The sequence below is a fragment of the Paenibacillus sp. FSL W8-0187 genome (assembly GCF_037969755.1).
Taxonomy (GTDB): Bacteria; Bacillota; Bacilli; order Paenibacillales; family Paenibacillaceae; genus Paenibacillus_AQ.
The window spans coordinates 7,135,494-7,151,658 of record NZ_CP150206.1 but is presented as its reverse complement, the minus strand read 5'-3'; the positions used below and the strand labels follow the sequence as shown (position 1 = coordinate 7,151,658).

The following is a 16,165-nucleotide window of genomic DNA, read 5'->3' as shown; positions in this document are numbered from 1 at the left end:
AAATACTATCGTTCTTCAAGATGGCAGCCTGTATAATCCTGAATAAGGGAGTGTGAGCGTAAGTTGAAGATTAAAGTGATCATAGCGGACGATAACTCTTTTATTAGGGAAGGCATGAAAATCATTCTGGCTACGTTTGATGAGTTCGACGTGGTAGCGACGGTTGAAGACGGCCAGGAAGCGGTCGCCTATTGCGAAGCGCATGAAGTGGATGTGGCACTGATGGACGTCCGGATGCCGAATCTGAACGGGGTTGAGGCCACGAAACAGCTTACGGAGCGCACCAAAACCAGGACGCTGATCTTGACGACCTTCGACGACGATGAATATATTACCGACGCGATCCTGAACGGCGCCAAGGGTTATCTGCTTAAGAATAACGACCCGGAAAGGATTCGCGATGCGATCAAAACCGTGTACCACGGCCATCATGTGCTGCAGGACGTCGTACTGGATAAAATCAAATCCGGGCTGAAGCCGGACAAGGAAGACACCGGTGCCAAGTTCGACCGGAGTCTATTCACCGAACGGGAACTGGATATTATGGCGCTCATCGCCAAAGGGCTGGCCAACAAGGAAATCTCGAAGAAGCTGTTTATTTCCGAAGGCACGATTGCCAATCACATCACTTCGGTTCTCAGCAAGACAGGTCTTGAGCATCGAACCCAGATCGCGATTTTTTATTTGACGGGGGAAGTGAATAAGTGAGCGAACGTCGAAATTATGCCGAATTGTGGGTCATCGGCTTTCAAACGATTCTGTTCCTGTATGTGATCGGCCAGTCTTATGTCTCTGATCTTGCGATAACGCCGTGGTATATCCTTGTCATTCTTCTCTACCTGTCCGTGAACGTATCCGTCTATATTTTCAAGAGCCGGAATGCACAGCCGTGCCTCATGGTATTGGCTATTCTTATTGTCGGGGTCTCCTCATTCTACATACATCCGCTGTTGTTCCTGCTGCTTCCCGCGAATCTGTATGAACTGCTGTTTTTATACCTTCGCAGGAGCTGGGTGATCCTGATCCTCCTATTGCTTCCAGCGCTTATGGTGCCTCACGAGCTTGTCATTACGTATGTTTTTATATCCGTTCTATCCTATATCTATCTTACGATGCTAAGAACTTTTGTAAGCCGAGTCGCATCCTACCAGGAGCAGAGTGAGCATATGCACCTTGAACTGGATCGGTTGACCCAGCGGTTGAGTGAGAATAATGAGTACATCCGGCAGTTTGAATACATGTTCAAGCTGGAAGAGCGAAATCGGCTGTCGCAGGAGATTCATGATAAGATCGGGCATTCCATGACAGGGGCATTGATTCAGATGGAAGCGGCCAAGCGCTTGATGACAGCGAATCCGGACAAGTCCGCCGAGCTGCTCCAGAATGCCATATCGATCTCCAAAGAAGGCATTGAGAGTATCAGGCTGGTCCTGAAGAATGTGAAGCCGCCTACGGAACAGCTCGGCATCAACCGGATGCGTTTATTTCTGGAGGAGTTCTCGGCTCAGCATCCAATCAAGACCGTATTGACGCATGAGGGCAATGTGGACCGGATCACGCCGCTGCAATGGAAAATTATTCAGGATAACACCCAGGAAGCGTTAACCAACACGATGAAGTATGCCAACGCAACGGCAGTCTCGTTACATATTGAGGTTCTGGGCACCATGATCAAGGCCAAGGTCAGCGACAATGGCAAGGGCATGCAGAAGGTCATCAAGGGTCTTGGGATCGTAGGCATGGAGGAGCGTGCCGCGGTCGTGAATGGAACCGTGATCGTGGATGGCTCCACCGGCTTCTCGGTGACCACTTTGATTCCTTATAGCTAACACCCGGTAAGTTTGATTTGGTGAATTAGGGAGATCGGTCATAGGGGACTTCCTTTCCCCCGAAGGGTGAAGATTTGGGTCCTCAACAACATGAAGATTCTCATGGGTAAGGATGAACTTGTGCACTATCGCAAGGGCATCCTTTTTTCGTACGATACATACAGATCAAGTCCACCGGTTGATGCGTGGATGGAATATGGAGGCGAAACGCGTATGAACGTGCTGGAGATCAAAGGGCTCACGAAAAAGTTTGGGGATTTCATAGCGGTAGATCAGTTGTCGTTGAACATACGGGAAGGCGAGATCTTCGGCTTCCTTGGCGCGAATGGAGCTGGCAAGAGCACAACCATCAACATCATATCGTCGCTCATGCCCATGACCAAGGGAGAGGTTCATATCCTGGGCAAGAATCTGGTGAGGCATCGAAAGTTCGCGAAGCAGCAGATCGGCATGGTTCCGCAAGAGGTTGCGATTTATGAGGATCTGACCGCCTATGAGAATGTTCATTTTTTTGCCGGATTGTATGGATTGAGAGGATCGGAGCTGAAGAGCAGGGCAGAGGAGGCCCTCGCCTTCGTCGGACTTAGCGACAAACATAAGATATACCCGAAGAGTTTCTCGGGGGGCATGAAGAGACGACTGAATATCGCCTGCGCCATTGCTCACAGACCAAAGCTGATCATCATGGATGAGCCGACCGTCGGCATCGATCCTCAATCGAGGAATTATATCCTGAATTCGGTCAGGAAGCTGAACGAGATGGGCAGCACGATCCTGTACACGAGCCATTATATGGAGGAAGTGGAGGAGCTCTGCACCCGGATTGCCATTATCGACCACGGCAAGATCATAGCGGAGGGCACGAAGGCACAGCTGAAGGCCATCATCACGGATCAGAAGGATATCGGAATTGAAGTACAATCGGCCGCCCATCTCGAAGTGAGCAAGTTGGAGGACATTGCAGGCGTCAAAGCGGTTGAAGTGAAGGAAAATATCGTGCACATCAGCTCCGATGCAGAGGTCAATAACTTGAATAAAATCATTCAACAATTCACGGCGCAGGGCATCGAGATTCGTTCTGTTCAAGCCTCCGAGCCGAATTTGGAAACGGTGTTCCTGACGCTGACCGGCAGGAGCCTCCGGGATTAACAGACAAGGGTAGAGGGGGTGGAAGAATATGAACGTACTGAGAATCGCACTGAAGGAGATGAAGATCGTCCGGGAGGTACGGATGCTAGTATTCATGCTGGCAACGCCGGTGTTGCTCATTCTGATCCTAGGGACGGCGCTTTCGAATGCTTTTAACGGCAGTACCACGATTGGAGACATCCGGGTGTTATACCATGACAGCGGAACGGAACCCGCGCTTACGGAGCAATGGCAGGCATTTATGCAGGAGGCGGAGCGCTCATCGGGTATCGTCTTTGAGCAAGTCAGGGAAGGCATGGATGGAGGGCAGGAAGTGAGAAACAACCGGTACACCGGTTACGTGGAAATGGACGGCCAAGGGATCCGATATGATGGAAACAGCCGCAACAGTATGGAGAACGGGATTGTGCAGGGGATGCTGTCCGCATTTACCGACCGGTACCGGCTGTCAGCCGAAGCCTCGAAGATCGATCCGGAATATGAGAGCAAACCGCTTGTTGATGATGGAGGGAGCTATGTGCTGGAGTCTTCCATTCAGGGAGCGAGGCAGCCGGGCTCACTCGATTATTTTTCCATTGCGGTCACCACGATGATCATCCTGTACAGCGCCTTGACGGCAGGCGGATTAATCGATAGTGAGCGAAAGCGAAATACCGCGCAGCGCCTATTGGCCTCACCGGTGACGAAAGCCGAGATTTTTGCCGGAAAAATAACGGGCACGCTCGCAATCAATGCCGTATTTGTCATCATCGTTGTGCTGATCAGCAAATATATGTTCAATGCCTATTGGGGGGAGAACCCCATCATGGTGTTCCTGGTATTGTTCACCGAGATCCTGTTTGCGCTCAGCCTCGGGCTCGGCATCAGTTACGTGCTGAAGGGTAATGCAGCCGGAGCTGTCATCATGGTCATTATTCAACTGGCTGCGTTCTTTGGGGGAGGATATACGCCGGTTGCAAGCACAACGGGATTCATGAGAGAGGCCGCAACATACTCTCCCCTGCATTGGTCCAATGAAGCTCTGCTGCAGCTCATTTATTCAGGCAGCGGGTCAGCAGCCATGCATGCGATGATGCTGAATATTGGATTTTCCATCCTGCTGCTGGCCGTAGCCATGATTTCGATGCGAAGAAGGGAGGGACTATAATGTTGAAGGATATGCTCTGGCTCATTCGAAAGACGGTATTGACCTCGTTGAAGGATTATAAAAATCTGCTGCTCGTTATTGCGCTTCCCATTGTCGGTATTCTGCTATCCACCTTAATCTACAAGGGTGCCGGAGAGACTTCTGTTACCATTGGCATCGTGAATCACGATATCGAACAGAAAGTCACGCAAGATACGATCGATTTTGTTGCTCAATTGGAGCATACCGAGGCATCGGTCATTAGGGAATCGGAAGCGGATGACTTGGTTGTGTCGGGTGAGCTGGATGCGGTGCTGATCTTCCCCGAGGGGTTTGCGAAAGGCGTAATTCAGGGGACACCCGAGCCGGTCCGGATCGAATCGATTAAGGGAGCTCAGGTTACCGGTTATGTCAAATCGTATCTGAACGCGTACGTCCAGAATATTTCATCCATGGGGGTTATAGCGGATGGCGATGCCGCTGCGTTTAACGAATTATACAGCGGTTATCGGAGTTCAACGTTTCAATTGTCCACGACTACGGTTGCGGATCAATCGGCTAATCATGATATGACCAACCGGACGATCGGTTACTTGGTTGTGTTCATGTTATTCTCTGCCGTGAATCTATCGGCATTGACAATCCGGGATCGTGAGAACCGTACGTACTATAGACTCTTATCGTCGCCTATTACTGCCCGCAGTTACGTCTTCTCGAATGCTATCGTGAACATCGTTCTGATGATGATCCAGATTGCCGCCACCTTGTTTGTTATGACCCGATTCTTTCACATCGAGCCAGGCATTCCGTTATGGCAGATGTTCCTGATTCTCTCGCTGTTCGCTCTGGTCGCGGTCAGTTTATCGCAGGTCATTGTCGCGTTCTCTGACAGCACCATGATGGCTAACGGAATCCAGACGATGGTGATCATGCCGACTTCGCTGCTGGCAGGGTGCGTATTCCCGCTCTCCGTGATGCCGGAAGCGATTCAGCGAATCGCCGATTTCCTGCCGCAGTATTGGCTGCTCGATACGTTTGGCAAGCTTCAGCAAGGAAGCAAGCTGAATGACATCATGCTAAATGTGGCGATTCTGCTGGCTTTTGCCTTGGCCTTATCGCTGATTGCTACCTACAAGTTTGGGAGAAATAGAGATACACAGAGCTATATTTAAATTTAATGGTGGGGTCACCTTGTACTGCACATAGGATCGCCGACTATAAGCGATCAGGCGCTTGCTTAACCAGCACAGCTCCTTTTTTCATTAGTCTAAAACCCGTTCTTCCGGCGAAAAATCTATTGGGAAAAAATGAACAAAGCTATTTCATCTGGAGTTACTCCATGGTTTACAATGAGTTCAGGATACAGGATCTGGTTGAAACGTTGAACGATCGGGGGATGGTAAATGTTAGGTAAAGCGCGTAGTGCCTTGCGGCAAGCCTTTCGCTTCACTGCTACCGGACTGACTCTAGGGGAGAAATGGCGTCTGGCTCTTCCTGGTCCGATCCTGTCAGTCGGAGGAGTGCTCATCCACAATGTGTTCTTGAAGTATTACACGGATATCATCGGTCTCAGTCCGAAGTATGTCGCTTGGGTGTACATTATCTATAACATCTGGAACGCGATTAACGACCCGGTGCTTGGCGTATGGATCGACAGAATGAGGCATCGCGTGCAGCGTGGGAAATACGTCTATATCATGAGGGTGACGGTGCCGTTCATGATCGTTGCCTCCTTCCTCATGATGCTGTCTAATCCGGCATGGAATCAGTGTTGATCTTTCTGCTGTATACCGGGTTGTTATTCATTTACGACACAGCTGCAACCGCTTACAGTATAGCCTATCAATCGTTTATGCTGATCGCAGCTCCAACCAAGGAGGAACGCATCGATGTTGGTGTGATCCAGAACTACTTATCCCAAGCGATGTCATTTCTGATCACCTTGATTCCGACGCTGCTGCTCGTTGGGGACGGAAAGCAGGAGGTTATCATCCCGATCTTCTCTGCCGTAATCGTGGCAGAAGCGATATTCTTCACCTGGGCCCTGAGGGGACTGAGAGAAGATGCGCAAATGTACGAATCACTGGATAAGCAGCATATCGATACAAAAGAGGTTTACAAAGAAGCCTGGCAGATCATCAAATCAAGGCCTTTCCTTACCTTTATTATATTTACCATCGTCACCGGCCCCGTGTTTTTCTACTTTACACCGTTTCTTTACTACATGGACAGCGTCGTGCAGTCAACGGGTATCGAAGCTACCGTCGTCGATGTGAGTACGCATGTGATCGCACTTCTGTTCTTGCCGGTCATGGGATCTATCGTCAAGAAAAACGGAACGAAGAAGAGTGTATATCTGGGGACCATCTTTGTGGTGCTCGGATACGGCGGGATCTTTTTTGCCGAGAGCATATGGACCACGGCGGCATCCTACGTTCTGATCGTCTTTGCTGTGAACTATCTTCGAACGGCAATATCTCCAGTCGGGGCACTGCTCATCGACGAGAATGAGCGGACGACCGGCGTGCGGAAAACCGGGCTGTTCAACGGATTGTTCTCCTTATTCACGGTCGCCTTCTCCAGCCTGCAAACGGTTATCTTTATTAATGTGATCGGGGCATACGGATATGACGGTCTTTTGGCGAGACAGTCCGAGTCCGCCATGCTCGGCATTCGGGTAGCAACCGGCTTGATTCCGCTGGCCGCTTTTCTCCTCGGATTAATTCCGCTGGCGTTGTACCCTTTTGATAAGAAGAAAGAGGATGACATCTCCGCGTTCAGCAATAACGCCAGAAGAGGGGGGGTGAAGATGTGAAGGAATCGGCGTTAAATTTGAATTTTACGATTGGCGAAGTGTCCAAAATTCTGGATATCCCGATCGATACCTTGCGTTATTACGATAAGATCGGACTGCTTCATTCCCGCAATCGGGACGCGAACAAGTACCGCTATTATGATCTTGAGCAGTTCGATTCACTCATCACGATTCGAATGCTGCGGGCCATGGATGTGTCGATCGAGCGAATCCAAGCACTGCTTCGGGACAACAGCCTAGACGCTATTCGCATGCTGCTCTCTGACAAGCGGCAAGACATTGACCGCCAGCGGACTTATTTGAAACATTTGTCTCACAAGCTGGACGTGTTGGATGTTCAGCTTCAACGGTTCGATAACACGGAGGTCATTGAGCTTGTACTAAGCCACCCGAGCTGGGTGCTGCTTACCGATTCCATCATGGAGAGCGGTGATCATGGACTCGGGACCAAAGTGCAGCAACAGGTACGAAGAATCAATGCCAGGGAATGGCTTGCATTCTGCCATACCATATCGATTGTGTCGCAAGAAAACCTTATTGCAGGCCGTTATCACAATTACCTGTACAATGGCATTCTGTCCACCTTCCCGATGGAGGGTGACTCTTCCGTCTTTCAGAAACTTGAGCCTCGCTACTGTGCCAGAAAATGCGTGGTGATCGGCAGGGACAACTATGCCAAGATGGACGATCACTACGATCAGATGAAAGCTTTCATTCGCAATCGCGGACTAAAGATCGCGGGTCATTCTCTCGAAGTCAATCTCTATAACCAGTACGACAATCATTACATTGAAATTTACATTCCGGTAGAAGAACGATAGGGGGAAGCGGACATGAAAAAATTAGTGATCGACGGACAACGATTCTTGAATGAAGACGGCGCTCAAGTGATCCTGAACGGCATCAATCTCGTATGCAAGGACAAGGCAAAAGGATATGTTGAGCCCTGTGATGCAGCTCTGTTCGCCTGGTTCCGCGAACAAGGATTTAACGTTGTCCGTCTAGGTTTAATATGGGATGGCGTCGAGCCGGAGCCTGGGGTCTACGACGATGCGTATCTGAGCAGAATCAAGCAGCAAGTTGTATGGGCTGAGCAGAATGATCTCTATGTTTTTTTGGATATGCATCAGGATTTGTACAGCTTGCTCTACGGCGACGGGGCTCCCGCATGGGCCACCATCTCCGATGATCTTCCTCATGTTACCGGACATATTTGGAGTGACGCCTACCTGGAAAGTCCGGCTGTGAACCGCGCTCTGGATCACTTCTGGCGGAATACGTCCGCTTCCGACGGGATCGGCCTGCAGGATCACTATGCAGCGATGTGGAAGCATGCGGCACAGTTTATGGCTGATTGTCCGAATATCATCGGTTATGACATGATGAACGAGCCGTACCCCGGAACAAGCGGACAGGAGGTGCTTGGCACCATCATTGCCGCATATGCGGGGCATGTGATGGGAATAGCCGACCCGAACATGGAACAGCTTGCCGGACTCTGGTTTGACGAGGAAAAGAGGCTAGAGGTTCTTGCCGGGATGGCGGAGATGGATACGTACCGCATACTCGTCGACAGCGCCAGAGAAGTCTCGCAAATCTTCGAACGGGAAGTTCTCGCGCCCTTTTTCAACAAGACAGCGGCAGCCATTCGCTCCGTTTCCCCGGACGGATTTTTGATGCTGGAAACGAGCTATTTCTCGAACTTGGGGATCGAGTCCGGCTTGCAGCTAGTGCAGGATCCAGCTGGTCAAACCTTACACCATCAGGTGTTTGCACCGCACGGCTATGATCTGGTGGTCGATACGGAGCATTATGACATTTACAATCAGGATCGCGTCCAGCTGATTTTTGCTACCCATCGCAAGGTGCAGGAACGATTGAACGTGCCGGTCCTGGTCGGGGAATGGGGGGCCTTCTCCCAACATCCGGCAACCTTTCAGCTTTCCAAGCAGATCATTGCGATATTTGAGCGGTATCTTTGGAGCAATACATACTGGTGTTGGTGTGACGGCTTCAAGGAAGCACCATATGTCAAAGCGTTGAATCGCGCGTATCCGCAAGCGACAGCCGGCGTGCTCTCAGCATACCGTTATGATCATGATAACGGCAGTTTAAGTATAGATTTCGTTTCATCCGTTGGAGAGACGTTGATTTACCATCCCCATCTGGAATCGATATCAAGGAGCGACGTGGCGGTTGCCGGTACGGACGCCTATCAACTCGAGCTGCGCCCTTTCCTGGATTCGAAGAGTGGCATCTTGGCGATCACTGTTCCTGATCAAGGGAACAAGATTACGGTTACGATAGGGAGATGATGTCAAGGGGGCTGGAACGACATAGCAGGCATTTCAATAAATAAGGCGAGAATAAGAAGAACCATGGGGTTAAAGCGAGGCGGGACAGACTAAAGCGGCGTAGATACTTGTGTACAATGTAAAAAGGCATGCCAACAAAATAAGCAGGGCGTCCCTTGTTCTGATTCCCGATAAGGAAACAGTCATCAAGGGGACGCCCTCTCGGTTCTTTCAGAACGTGACCAATCCCATCGCTTTCTTGGCGGCAAGCAGTGTTGGGCCTGCGGTTTCGGAAGCCCGCTTCGCTCCGTCCATCAAAATGCGATCAAGCTCGGAGGAATTCACGATTTGATGGAACTTCTCCTGGATCGGCTGAAGTTTTTCGATGACCACCTCGGCCAATTCTTTCTTGAACGTGCCGTATCCTTGGCCCTCATACCGTTTCTCGATGACGGAGATGGCCTCCTCGGAGAATACGGAATAAATCTCGATCAGATTGCTGACCGCCGGTTTCTGCTCCCAGTCATGCCGGACCTGGCCATCGGAGTCGGTAACGGCTTTGGAGAATTTCTTGCGGATATCCTCCGGCGTATCCATCATGTGGACGCAGCTATTTTTATTCGGATTGCTCTTGCTCATCTTTTTGGACGGATCGTCAAGGCCCATGACACGGGAGCCAATATCCTGAATGATCGGCTCAGGCACCGTAAACGTGCGGCCGTACCGGTTATTGAAGCGCTCGGCCAGATCGCGTGTCAATTCAAGATGCTGCTTCTGGTCGTCACCGACAGGCACATGCGTTGCCTGGTAGAGCAGCACATCGGCAGCCATCAGGACCGGATACGTAAACAACGCGGAGCTTACGGTATCTTTTCCGTCCGATTTCTCCTTGAATTGGGTCATCCGCTTTAATTCCCCGAAATGCGCCTGCGTCTCCAACAACCACCCGAGCTCCACATGCGCAGGGACCTGGGATTGCAGAAAGATCGTCGCTTTATCGGGGTCAATGCCCGACGCAATGTACAGCGCGGCAATGTCCCGCGTGCGCTGGTGCAGCTCCATGGGATCCTGATAGACCGTGATCGCATGCAGATCCGGCACGAAGAAATAGGACTCATACTCATGCTGCAGCTTCAGATACTGACGGAGAGCACCCCCGTATCCGCCAATATTCAAATCTCCACTCGGCTTAATTCCTGACAATAATCGTTTCATAACACACCTCCTGATTGTTTGCGAACAACACAAAAACACCTCATCCCTCCATGGGACGAAGTGTAACTTTCGCGGTACCACCCAAATTCGACTGTACGGTCGCTCTTAAGCATGACGTGGAAATGGGGAAAATGCACCATTATTCCTGTCATATCTCCCAAAATAACGGTGGAGAGCCGTCAAGGCCTACTGCTCCGGCACAGATCGGAGGTTCGGGTTGAAGCGAGAAGATCCATTCACTTATTTCGGGGTACCGGGCCTCGCACCATTCGCCGGTTCGCTTGGACCTCGAGAGATAAGCTACTATTTCTTCTCATAGCCGTGTGGTATGTTGTTCTTAAGTTCATCTGCGCAGCTCTTTTCGAATCTGAAGAGAGAACAAGATGAGTTGAAGAGTATCATTACATAGGTGTTAAGTGAATGTCAAGAGGGATTATCGTCGGATAAACGGCCACCACGCGGCGTTGGGGAAGGCAATGAAGAGCTTCCACGATCAGTTTTTCTTCATACAAGAACTGAAAATATTTTAATGTGAGGTAACCTTTTTTATACGAATCGGCACTTAAGTGTTAGAGACACCGGGAAGGGAGGTTTAAGTGAACGTGTTCCAGTGGATTGAGGCAGCCCGGCGGGGCAGTGCGGAGGCCCAGGAAAGCTTGGTTCAGCATTTTACCGGCATGGCGCTGGCCGTGGCCTACGATAAATTGCAGGATCAACATTTAGCGGAAGATGCCGTGCAGGAGGCATTTACGGAGGCCTTTGCGAATCTGCATAAGCTGCAGGATCCCCGGCGTTTTCCCGGATGGTTCAAAGTGATCGTTGAGCGGCAGTGTTACAGGGACGTGCGCCGCAAGCAATTTCAGACGTTACCGCTGCATGAGATGGAATTGCCGGTGGGAGATCAGCGAAGCTTGGAGTCGGTTGTGGAAAAGAGAGAGCTGATCGGTCAGCTGCATGCCACGATCGCAGATTTGCCACCCGGCATGCGGATTGCGGTCCAGCTCTATTATTTTCAAGGCTACAGCCTGCGGGAGATCTCGCAATATTTGGATATATCCCTGCCGGCTTTGAAGAAGCGACTCTTTGATGCCCGGCGGAAGCTGAAGAACACGCTGCACGTAGCCGACTTTGTATCGGTGTTCACCGATCTGTATGAGGGAGGAAGACGTATGCTGCATATCGTTAATGGGGATTCGGTAGGAGATAAGCTGAAGCAAGGGAACATTCAAGGGGACATTCTGGTGTGGCGAGAGCTTTATTCTTTTGGTCCGGTCTTCACGAAGATGGACGTGCCGGATCATCGGAGAACAAGAGCTCAGTATCTGGAGCAAACGCTGGGGATTCCGCAGAAGGAATATATCGGGACCTGCGAGGCGCAGGAGAGGAAGCTTCAGGATTTTCAGCAATATGATGAAATCGTGCTCTGGTTTGAGCATGATCTGTTTGACCAGACGATGCTGTCTTATTTGCTGCATTGGTTTAAGGAGCAGTCACTGGGAAATACGAAGCTGAGTCTGCTGTGCATTGGCGCATACCCGGGCATCGAGCTTTTTCGTGGGTTGGGGCAGCTCAGCACGGAGCAGCTCGAGACTTTATCGGGCACATGGCACACGATTGGAGAACAAGAGCTCATGCTGGGCAGTATGTTGTGGGAAGCCTATACTTCGGATCTGCCGGAGAAACATCAGCGCATGTTGGAGGTTGATTCCTCGGCACTGCCTTTTGCTAGGGCTGCATTCGCAGCCCATCTGGCACGGCTGCCCTCCGTGAACAATGGACTTGGGATCATTGAGCAGACCACGTTAGAGGCTGTAGCGGGCGGAATCCATAAGCCTCATGAGTTATTCCGAAAGGTAGGTGACCAGCTCCATTCACTGGGAATGGGAGATCTGGAGTTCTGGTATTACCTGGCGAAGCTGACAGAGGGACCGGATTCCTTGCTCGTAATCGATGGTACAGCACCTTTTCCCGACTTCAAACTAGCTGTACCCCATTTCCAAGATCGGGTGTTGCAAGTGACGAGTCTGGGGCGGGAGGTATTAGCCGGGAAGTCCGACTATGCCCCCTACACAGGAACGACCGATAAATGGGTAGGAGGTCTGCTTGTGCGGGGTAAGGCTCCGTCATGGCGCTGGAACCCGGAGCGGAAGTCGATTGTGCGGATGGGCGAATCTGATTAACAACAGGTACAGGAAAAAGCGATCTTGAGTAGATTGGCGGATCCGATTACCAGCAGAATATAGCATAAGAGCTATCCTTGCTTGGCGTTAATGCCAAGCAAGGATAGCTCTTTTTAAGATATCAGAAAGTATAAACTTCGGAGGGGTCTGCTGCCTGATATCGCAAGAAAAACTACCGCTAAACGCGGTCTGTCTTCTTTGAGAGTGCGTCGATAGACGTTGTTATTATAGTTACAGATGTGAACCGCCGGTTGCGTCAACCATTTGTCCTGTTACCCAGCGTCCGTCGCTGGATGCGAGAAACGCGACGACATCTGCAATATCGGACGGCTGGCCGATTCGGCCAAGCGCGGACATCTCCGCGGCATGCAACTGCCCTTCCGGTGTATGCAGCCATGCAGCATTCACATCCGTATCCACGATACCTGGTAGAACCGCATTCACCGTGATCCCACGTGGACCCAGCAGCTTCGCGAGATGCAAGGTGAACGTATTGATGGCTCCCTTGGTTATGTTGTAAGCCATAATATGCGGATAGGCGATACGCGTAACACCGGAGGAGATGTTGACGATGCGTCCGCCGTCACGAAGGAGCGGCAACGCCTGTTGGACCAGGAAGAACGGTGCTTTTACATTGACGGCAAGCAGCTCATCGAAGCTTTCCTCGGTCGTCTCTTCAAAGGTGTTGGAGGTTCCGATGCCTGCGTTATTCACCAGAATATCGAAACGGTTGTCCCCCGTTACGCGAAGAAGTTCCTCCTCCAGCGAATGAATGAGTCCTTTTGCTCCGTCTACCGATTCCAGTTTGGCGCCTAGGGCGATAGCTCGCCCACCCTGATCTTGTATGGTCTGGACAACCTGATCCGCAGCATCCCGGCGGGTTCCGTAATGCACAACGACCAGAGCCCCTTCTTCTGCCAGCCGAAGCCCAATTCCTTTGCCGATTCCCCGGCTTCCGCCTGTAACTAATGCAATTTTGCCTTCCAATCGTTTCATAAACCCCCACTCCTCTTGTTCGATTTAACGTTACTGTACACTCTCCTGTTAAGGGGAGAGTCAAGAGGGTGATTTAGAATTTTTCTAGAGTTTTTTCATGAACATAAAAGTCATGCCAGATTACTGCTGCTGTAAGTACGGATGGAGGCTGGGTCGAGGTTCGTTTTCGGTAGCCTATCACGGCAAGGAAGGGTTACTCCGCGTTACCTTGTAAGGGGATAAGCAATTCCACAGGGCGCTTCTTGCCGTAGATATCTTTATCCGAGGTGAGATAAATTTCGCGGATCGGCTCCCGGTCCGATTGAACGAGGCCTTGGGACGAAATCCATGCCTTGAGCTCGGGTACGGCGGGACAGCTATAGCCGTACGGATCACAACGATGGACAAGAGATGCGGCAGATTGCAGCTCTGGTAGGAAGTCTACACGCACCCGACCATTAGCAGGTATGTCCCTAGTTATGGGGACTGCGACTTCGATGTCGGCAACGTCGGCAATCCCGCTGCCGTCATCATGCCAAAGGATGATGAGTTGACTGACCTCGGGTTCTCCATAAGAGGTCGCGTATGTCGTAATCTCATCAAGCAAGAGACATAGCTGGCTGCGGGGGACTTGGTCGCGAATGGAAGCGGCGAGCTGGGATGGGACTTCCCGGATACGGATGAGGCCTGCCGGATCACCGGCTTCGGATGGTTCCAGGCGCGACATCCTGCTGTTCACCTCATCCAGCTGCAGCTGGAGGGTCTGCATCGCATGCTGAAGCTCCGTCATTTTATCCACAAGTTTGTTCTTTACGACATCGGTTCCTATATCCTCTTCAAAAAAAGGCTTGAGCTGTTCCAAGGTAAACCCCTGTTCCTTGTAAGCGGCAATCCGCTTTACGGTCAGAAGCTGCTCCTCGGAATAGTAACGGTATCCGCTTTGTTCATCAACATGGGCCGGCTTCAATAGGCCCAGCTCATCATAATATCGCAATGTCTTGATGGAAATGCCGCTGACCTTGGCAAAAGCGCTGATCTTCATCATGCCGATGGCAACCTCCTTTACGATTCGGTCTGCGTGGATAACGATATCATATCTCGCGCTCCTGCGTACGTAAAGAACTTAGCTCGCCGGTTCTGAAGGAACAACTCGGTCCCAAGACCGAGTCGGTTTTCATCCTGGAGTGGGAATTCAAAAACGGCCGGATTATCATACAATGGGTTCAAAGAAGATTCAGCGATCCCGCTTAAGAGCAAGAAAGGAATGGAGATGAGGCTGATGAACGGAACGTACGAGGATCGCCAGGCGATCCAAACGTTATTCGATTCGCTGTCCAAGGCGTGGGGAGAAGGGAATGGCCGGGCTTATGCGGAATGCTTTACGGATGATGCGGATTACGTCACGTTTAGCGGACAGCACTTGAAGGGCCGCCAAGAGATCGATGAGGTCCATCAGGAGCTGTGGAACGGGGTTCTGCGAGATTCCAAGCTGGTGGCGGGAGCCACCCCAACGGAACTGCGTTTCCTGACCCCGGAGCTTGCGATAGCCCACGCAACAGGAGCGGTACAGCTAAGATTTCATAAGAAGCCGCCCACCAGCCGATTCTCGATTAATACCAACGTGCTCATCAAACAGAACGGGGAATGGAAGATATCCGCATTTCACAACTGCCGGATTCAGAAGCCAGGCTGGATTCAGCGGTTGATGATGCGTTCGAAATCAAAATCCAGCTGACGTAGGAAGCGGAGGAAATGCTTTGAAGAAGGGTACACAGATTGGAAGAGGCAGGAGCGCAGAGGTGTATGAATGGGGAGAGTCTCAGGCTTTAAAGCTGTATTATGAAGGGTACCCCCCGGAATGGGTGACATATGAGGCGGAGATGGGCCGCATCGTTGCGGAAGCGGGCGTGCCTGCCCCTGCCGTCTTTGACATGGTGGATATCGAGGGACGAACGGGGCTGGTGTATGAACGGGTGACAGGACCGTCGATGCTGCATCAGGTTCAATCGTCACCGCGCAAGCTCATGAAGTGCGCCCGTGAGATGGCACGGCTCCAACATGCGATGCATGGCTGCACGACAACCTTGCTGCCGCCGCAAAAAGAAAGGCTGGAGCATGCAATTCTAGATGCAAGCGGCATCCTGCAGGGAAAGGCGCAGGCCATATGCAAGGTACTGGACTCTTTTCCTGAGGGGGACTCCATCTGTCATGGCGACTTCCACCCGGACAATGTGATCGTGGCGGAGAGCGGATACCGGGCGATCGATTGGAATAACGCCACGATTGGTGACCCTCTATGCGACATTGCCAGGACATCCCTGATGTTTCAATCTCCTTTTCATCCCCTCGAACAGTCGAGCCTTATGGTGATTCCGCTTCGGATGGCCCGAATGCTGTGGAATAAAATATACCTGAATGAATATCGTCGATTATCTCATGCAAAGATGGAGGAGATCGACCGCTGGATGCTGCCGGTAGCGGCAGCCAGGCTGAGAGAGGATGTCCCTGGAGAAAGAGCATGGCTGCTGGGTCTAATTGATGATCGGCTGCGTGTTTATGCTTAATGGAGATTAGGCTTTTAT

General features: G+C 51.2%; 15 protein-coding genes and 1 other annotated feature. Of the genes, 12 read left to right on the top strand and 3 right to left on the bottom strand.

The window, feature by feature from the left end; genetic code table 11:
- The first annotated feature begins 63 nt into the window (after positions 1 to 63).
- The 9 genes from MKY48_RS32385 (at position 64) to MKY48_RS32345 (ending at position 9,234) form a co-directional block, all read left to right on the top strand.
- Positions 64 to 708, top strand: a complete 645-nt coding sequence (locus MKY48_RS32385; protein WP_339291991.1) for a response regulator transcription factor — start codon at positions 64 to 66, stop codon at positions 706 to 708.
- Positions 705 to 1,829 carry a histidine kinase gene (locus tag MKY48_RS32380; protein WP_339291990.1) on the top strand — a complete coding sequence of 375 codons (1,125 nt, stop codon included), beginning with the start codon at positions 705 to 707 and terminating at the stop codon, positions 1,827 to 1,829. The genes MKY48_RS32385 and MKY48_RS32380 overlap by 4 nt, the downstream gene beginning before the upstream one ends.
- 213 nt (positions 1,830 to 2,042) lie before the next feature.
- Positions 2,043 to 2,978, top strand: a complete 936-nt coding sequence (locus tag MKY48_RS32375) for an ABC transporter ATP-binding protein (protein WP_339293571.1) — start codon at positions 2,043 to 2,045, stop codon at positions 2,976 to 2,978.
- Between the two features lie 28 nt (positions 2,979 to 3,006).
- The gene (locus MKY48_RS32370; RefSeq protein ID WP_339291989.1) at positions 3,007 to 4,125 is read left to right on the top strand and encodes an ABC transporter permease; all 1,119 of its coding nucleotides are present in this window, start codon (positions 3,007 to 3,009) and stop codon (positions 4,123 to 4,125) included.
- A complete protein-coding gene (locus MKY48_RS32365; protein WP_339268824.1) occupies positions 4,125 to 5,276 on the top strand; it encodes an ABC transporter permease in 1,152 nt (383 codons plus the stop codon). The genes MKY48_RS32370 and MKY48_RS32365 overlap by 1 nt, the downstream gene beginning before the upstream one ends.
- 231 nt (positions 5,277 to 5,507) lie before the next feature.
- Positions 5,508 to 5,879 (top strand): MFS transporter, encoded by a 372-nt coding sequence (locus tag MKY48_RS32360; RefSeq protein ID WP_339291988.1) that lies wholly within the window; start codon positions 5,508 to 5,510, stop codon positions 5,877 to 5,879.
- The gene (locus MKY48_RS32355) at positions 5,864 to 6,919 is read left to right on the top strand and encodes an MFS transporter (protein ID WP_339291987.1); all 1,056 of its coding nucleotides are present in this window, start codon (positions 5,864 to 5,866) and stop codon (positions 6,917 to 6,919) included. The genes MKY48_RS32360 and MKY48_RS32355 overlap by 16 nt, the downstream gene beginning before the upstream one ends.
- A complete protein-coding gene (locus tag MKY48_RS32350; protein WP_339291986.1) occupies positions 6,916 to 7,740 on the top strand; it encodes a MerR family transcriptional regulator in 825 nt (274 codons plus the stop codon). Before MKY48_RS32355 ends, MKY48_RS32350 begins: the two co-directional genes overlap by 4 nt.
- Before the next feature lie 12 nt (positions 7,741 to 7,752).
- The gene (locus tag MKY48_RS32345) at positions 7,753 to 9,234 is read left to right on the top strand and encodes a cellulase family glycosylhydrolase (protein WP_339291985.1); all 1,482 of its coding nucleotides are present in this window, start codon (positions 7,753 to 7,755) and stop codon (positions 9,232 to 9,234) included.
- Positions 9,235 to 9,444: 210 nt separating this feature from the next.
- On the opposite strand, the gene trpS is transcribed toward MKY48_RS32345, so the two are convergent.
- Positions 9,445 to 10,428, bottom strand: a complete 984-nt coding sequence (gene trpS, locus MKY48_RS32340) for a tryptophan--tRNA ligase (RefSeq protein ID WP_339291984.1) — start codon at positions 10,426 to 10,428, stop codon at positions 9,445 to 9,447.
- 48 nt (positions 10,429 to 10,476) lie between these two features.
- Positions 10,477 to 10,754, bottom strand: a binding site (T-box leader).
- Positions 10,755 to 11,030: 276 nt separating this feature from the next.
- Here trpS and MKY48_RS32335 point away from each other — a divergent pair.
- Positions 11,031 to 12,608 carry a sigma-70 family RNA polymerase sigma factor gene (locus tag MKY48_RS32335; protein WP_339293570.1) on the top strand — a complete coding sequence of 526 codons (1,578 nt, stop codon included), beginning with the start codon at positions 11,031 to 11,033 and terminating at the stop codon, positions 12,606 to 12,608.
- 231 nt (positions 12,609 to 12,839) lie between these two features.
- On the opposite strand, the gene MKY48_RS32330 is transcribed toward MKY48_RS32335, so the two are convergent.
- Both MKY48_RS32330 and MKY48_RS32325 read right to left on the bottom strand, forming a co-directional pair.
- Positions 12,840 to 13,604, bottom strand: a complete 765-nt coding sequence (locus MKY48_RS32330; RefSeq protein ID WP_339291983.1) for an SDR family oxidoreductase — start codon at positions 13,602 to 13,604, stop codon at positions 12,840 to 12,842.
- Positions 13,605 to 13,797: 193 nt separating this feature from the next.
- Entirely contained in the window at positions 13,798 to 14,628 is an 831-nt protein-coding gene (locus MKY48_RS32325; protein ID WP_339291982.1) for a MerR family transcriptional regulator, read from the bottom strand.
- Positions 14,629 to 14,862: 234 nt separating this feature from the next.
- Here MKY48_RS32325 and MKY48_RS32320 point away from each other — a divergent pair, with 234 nt between their 5' ends.
- A complete protein-coding gene (locus tag MKY48_RS32320) occupies positions 14,863 to 15,318 on the top strand; it encodes an SgcJ/EcaC family oxidoreductase (RefSeq protein ID WP_339291981.1) in 456 nt (151 codons plus the stop codon).
- Positions 15,319 to 15,340: 22 nt separating this feature from the next.
- Positions 15,341 to 16,147, top strand: a complete 807-nt coding sequence (locus MKY48_RS32315) for an aminoglycoside phosphotransferase family protein (protein WP_339291980.1) — start codon at positions 15,341 to 15,343, stop codon at positions 16,145 to 16,147.
- The last annotated feature ends 18 nt before the right edge of the window (positions 16,148 to 16,165 follow it).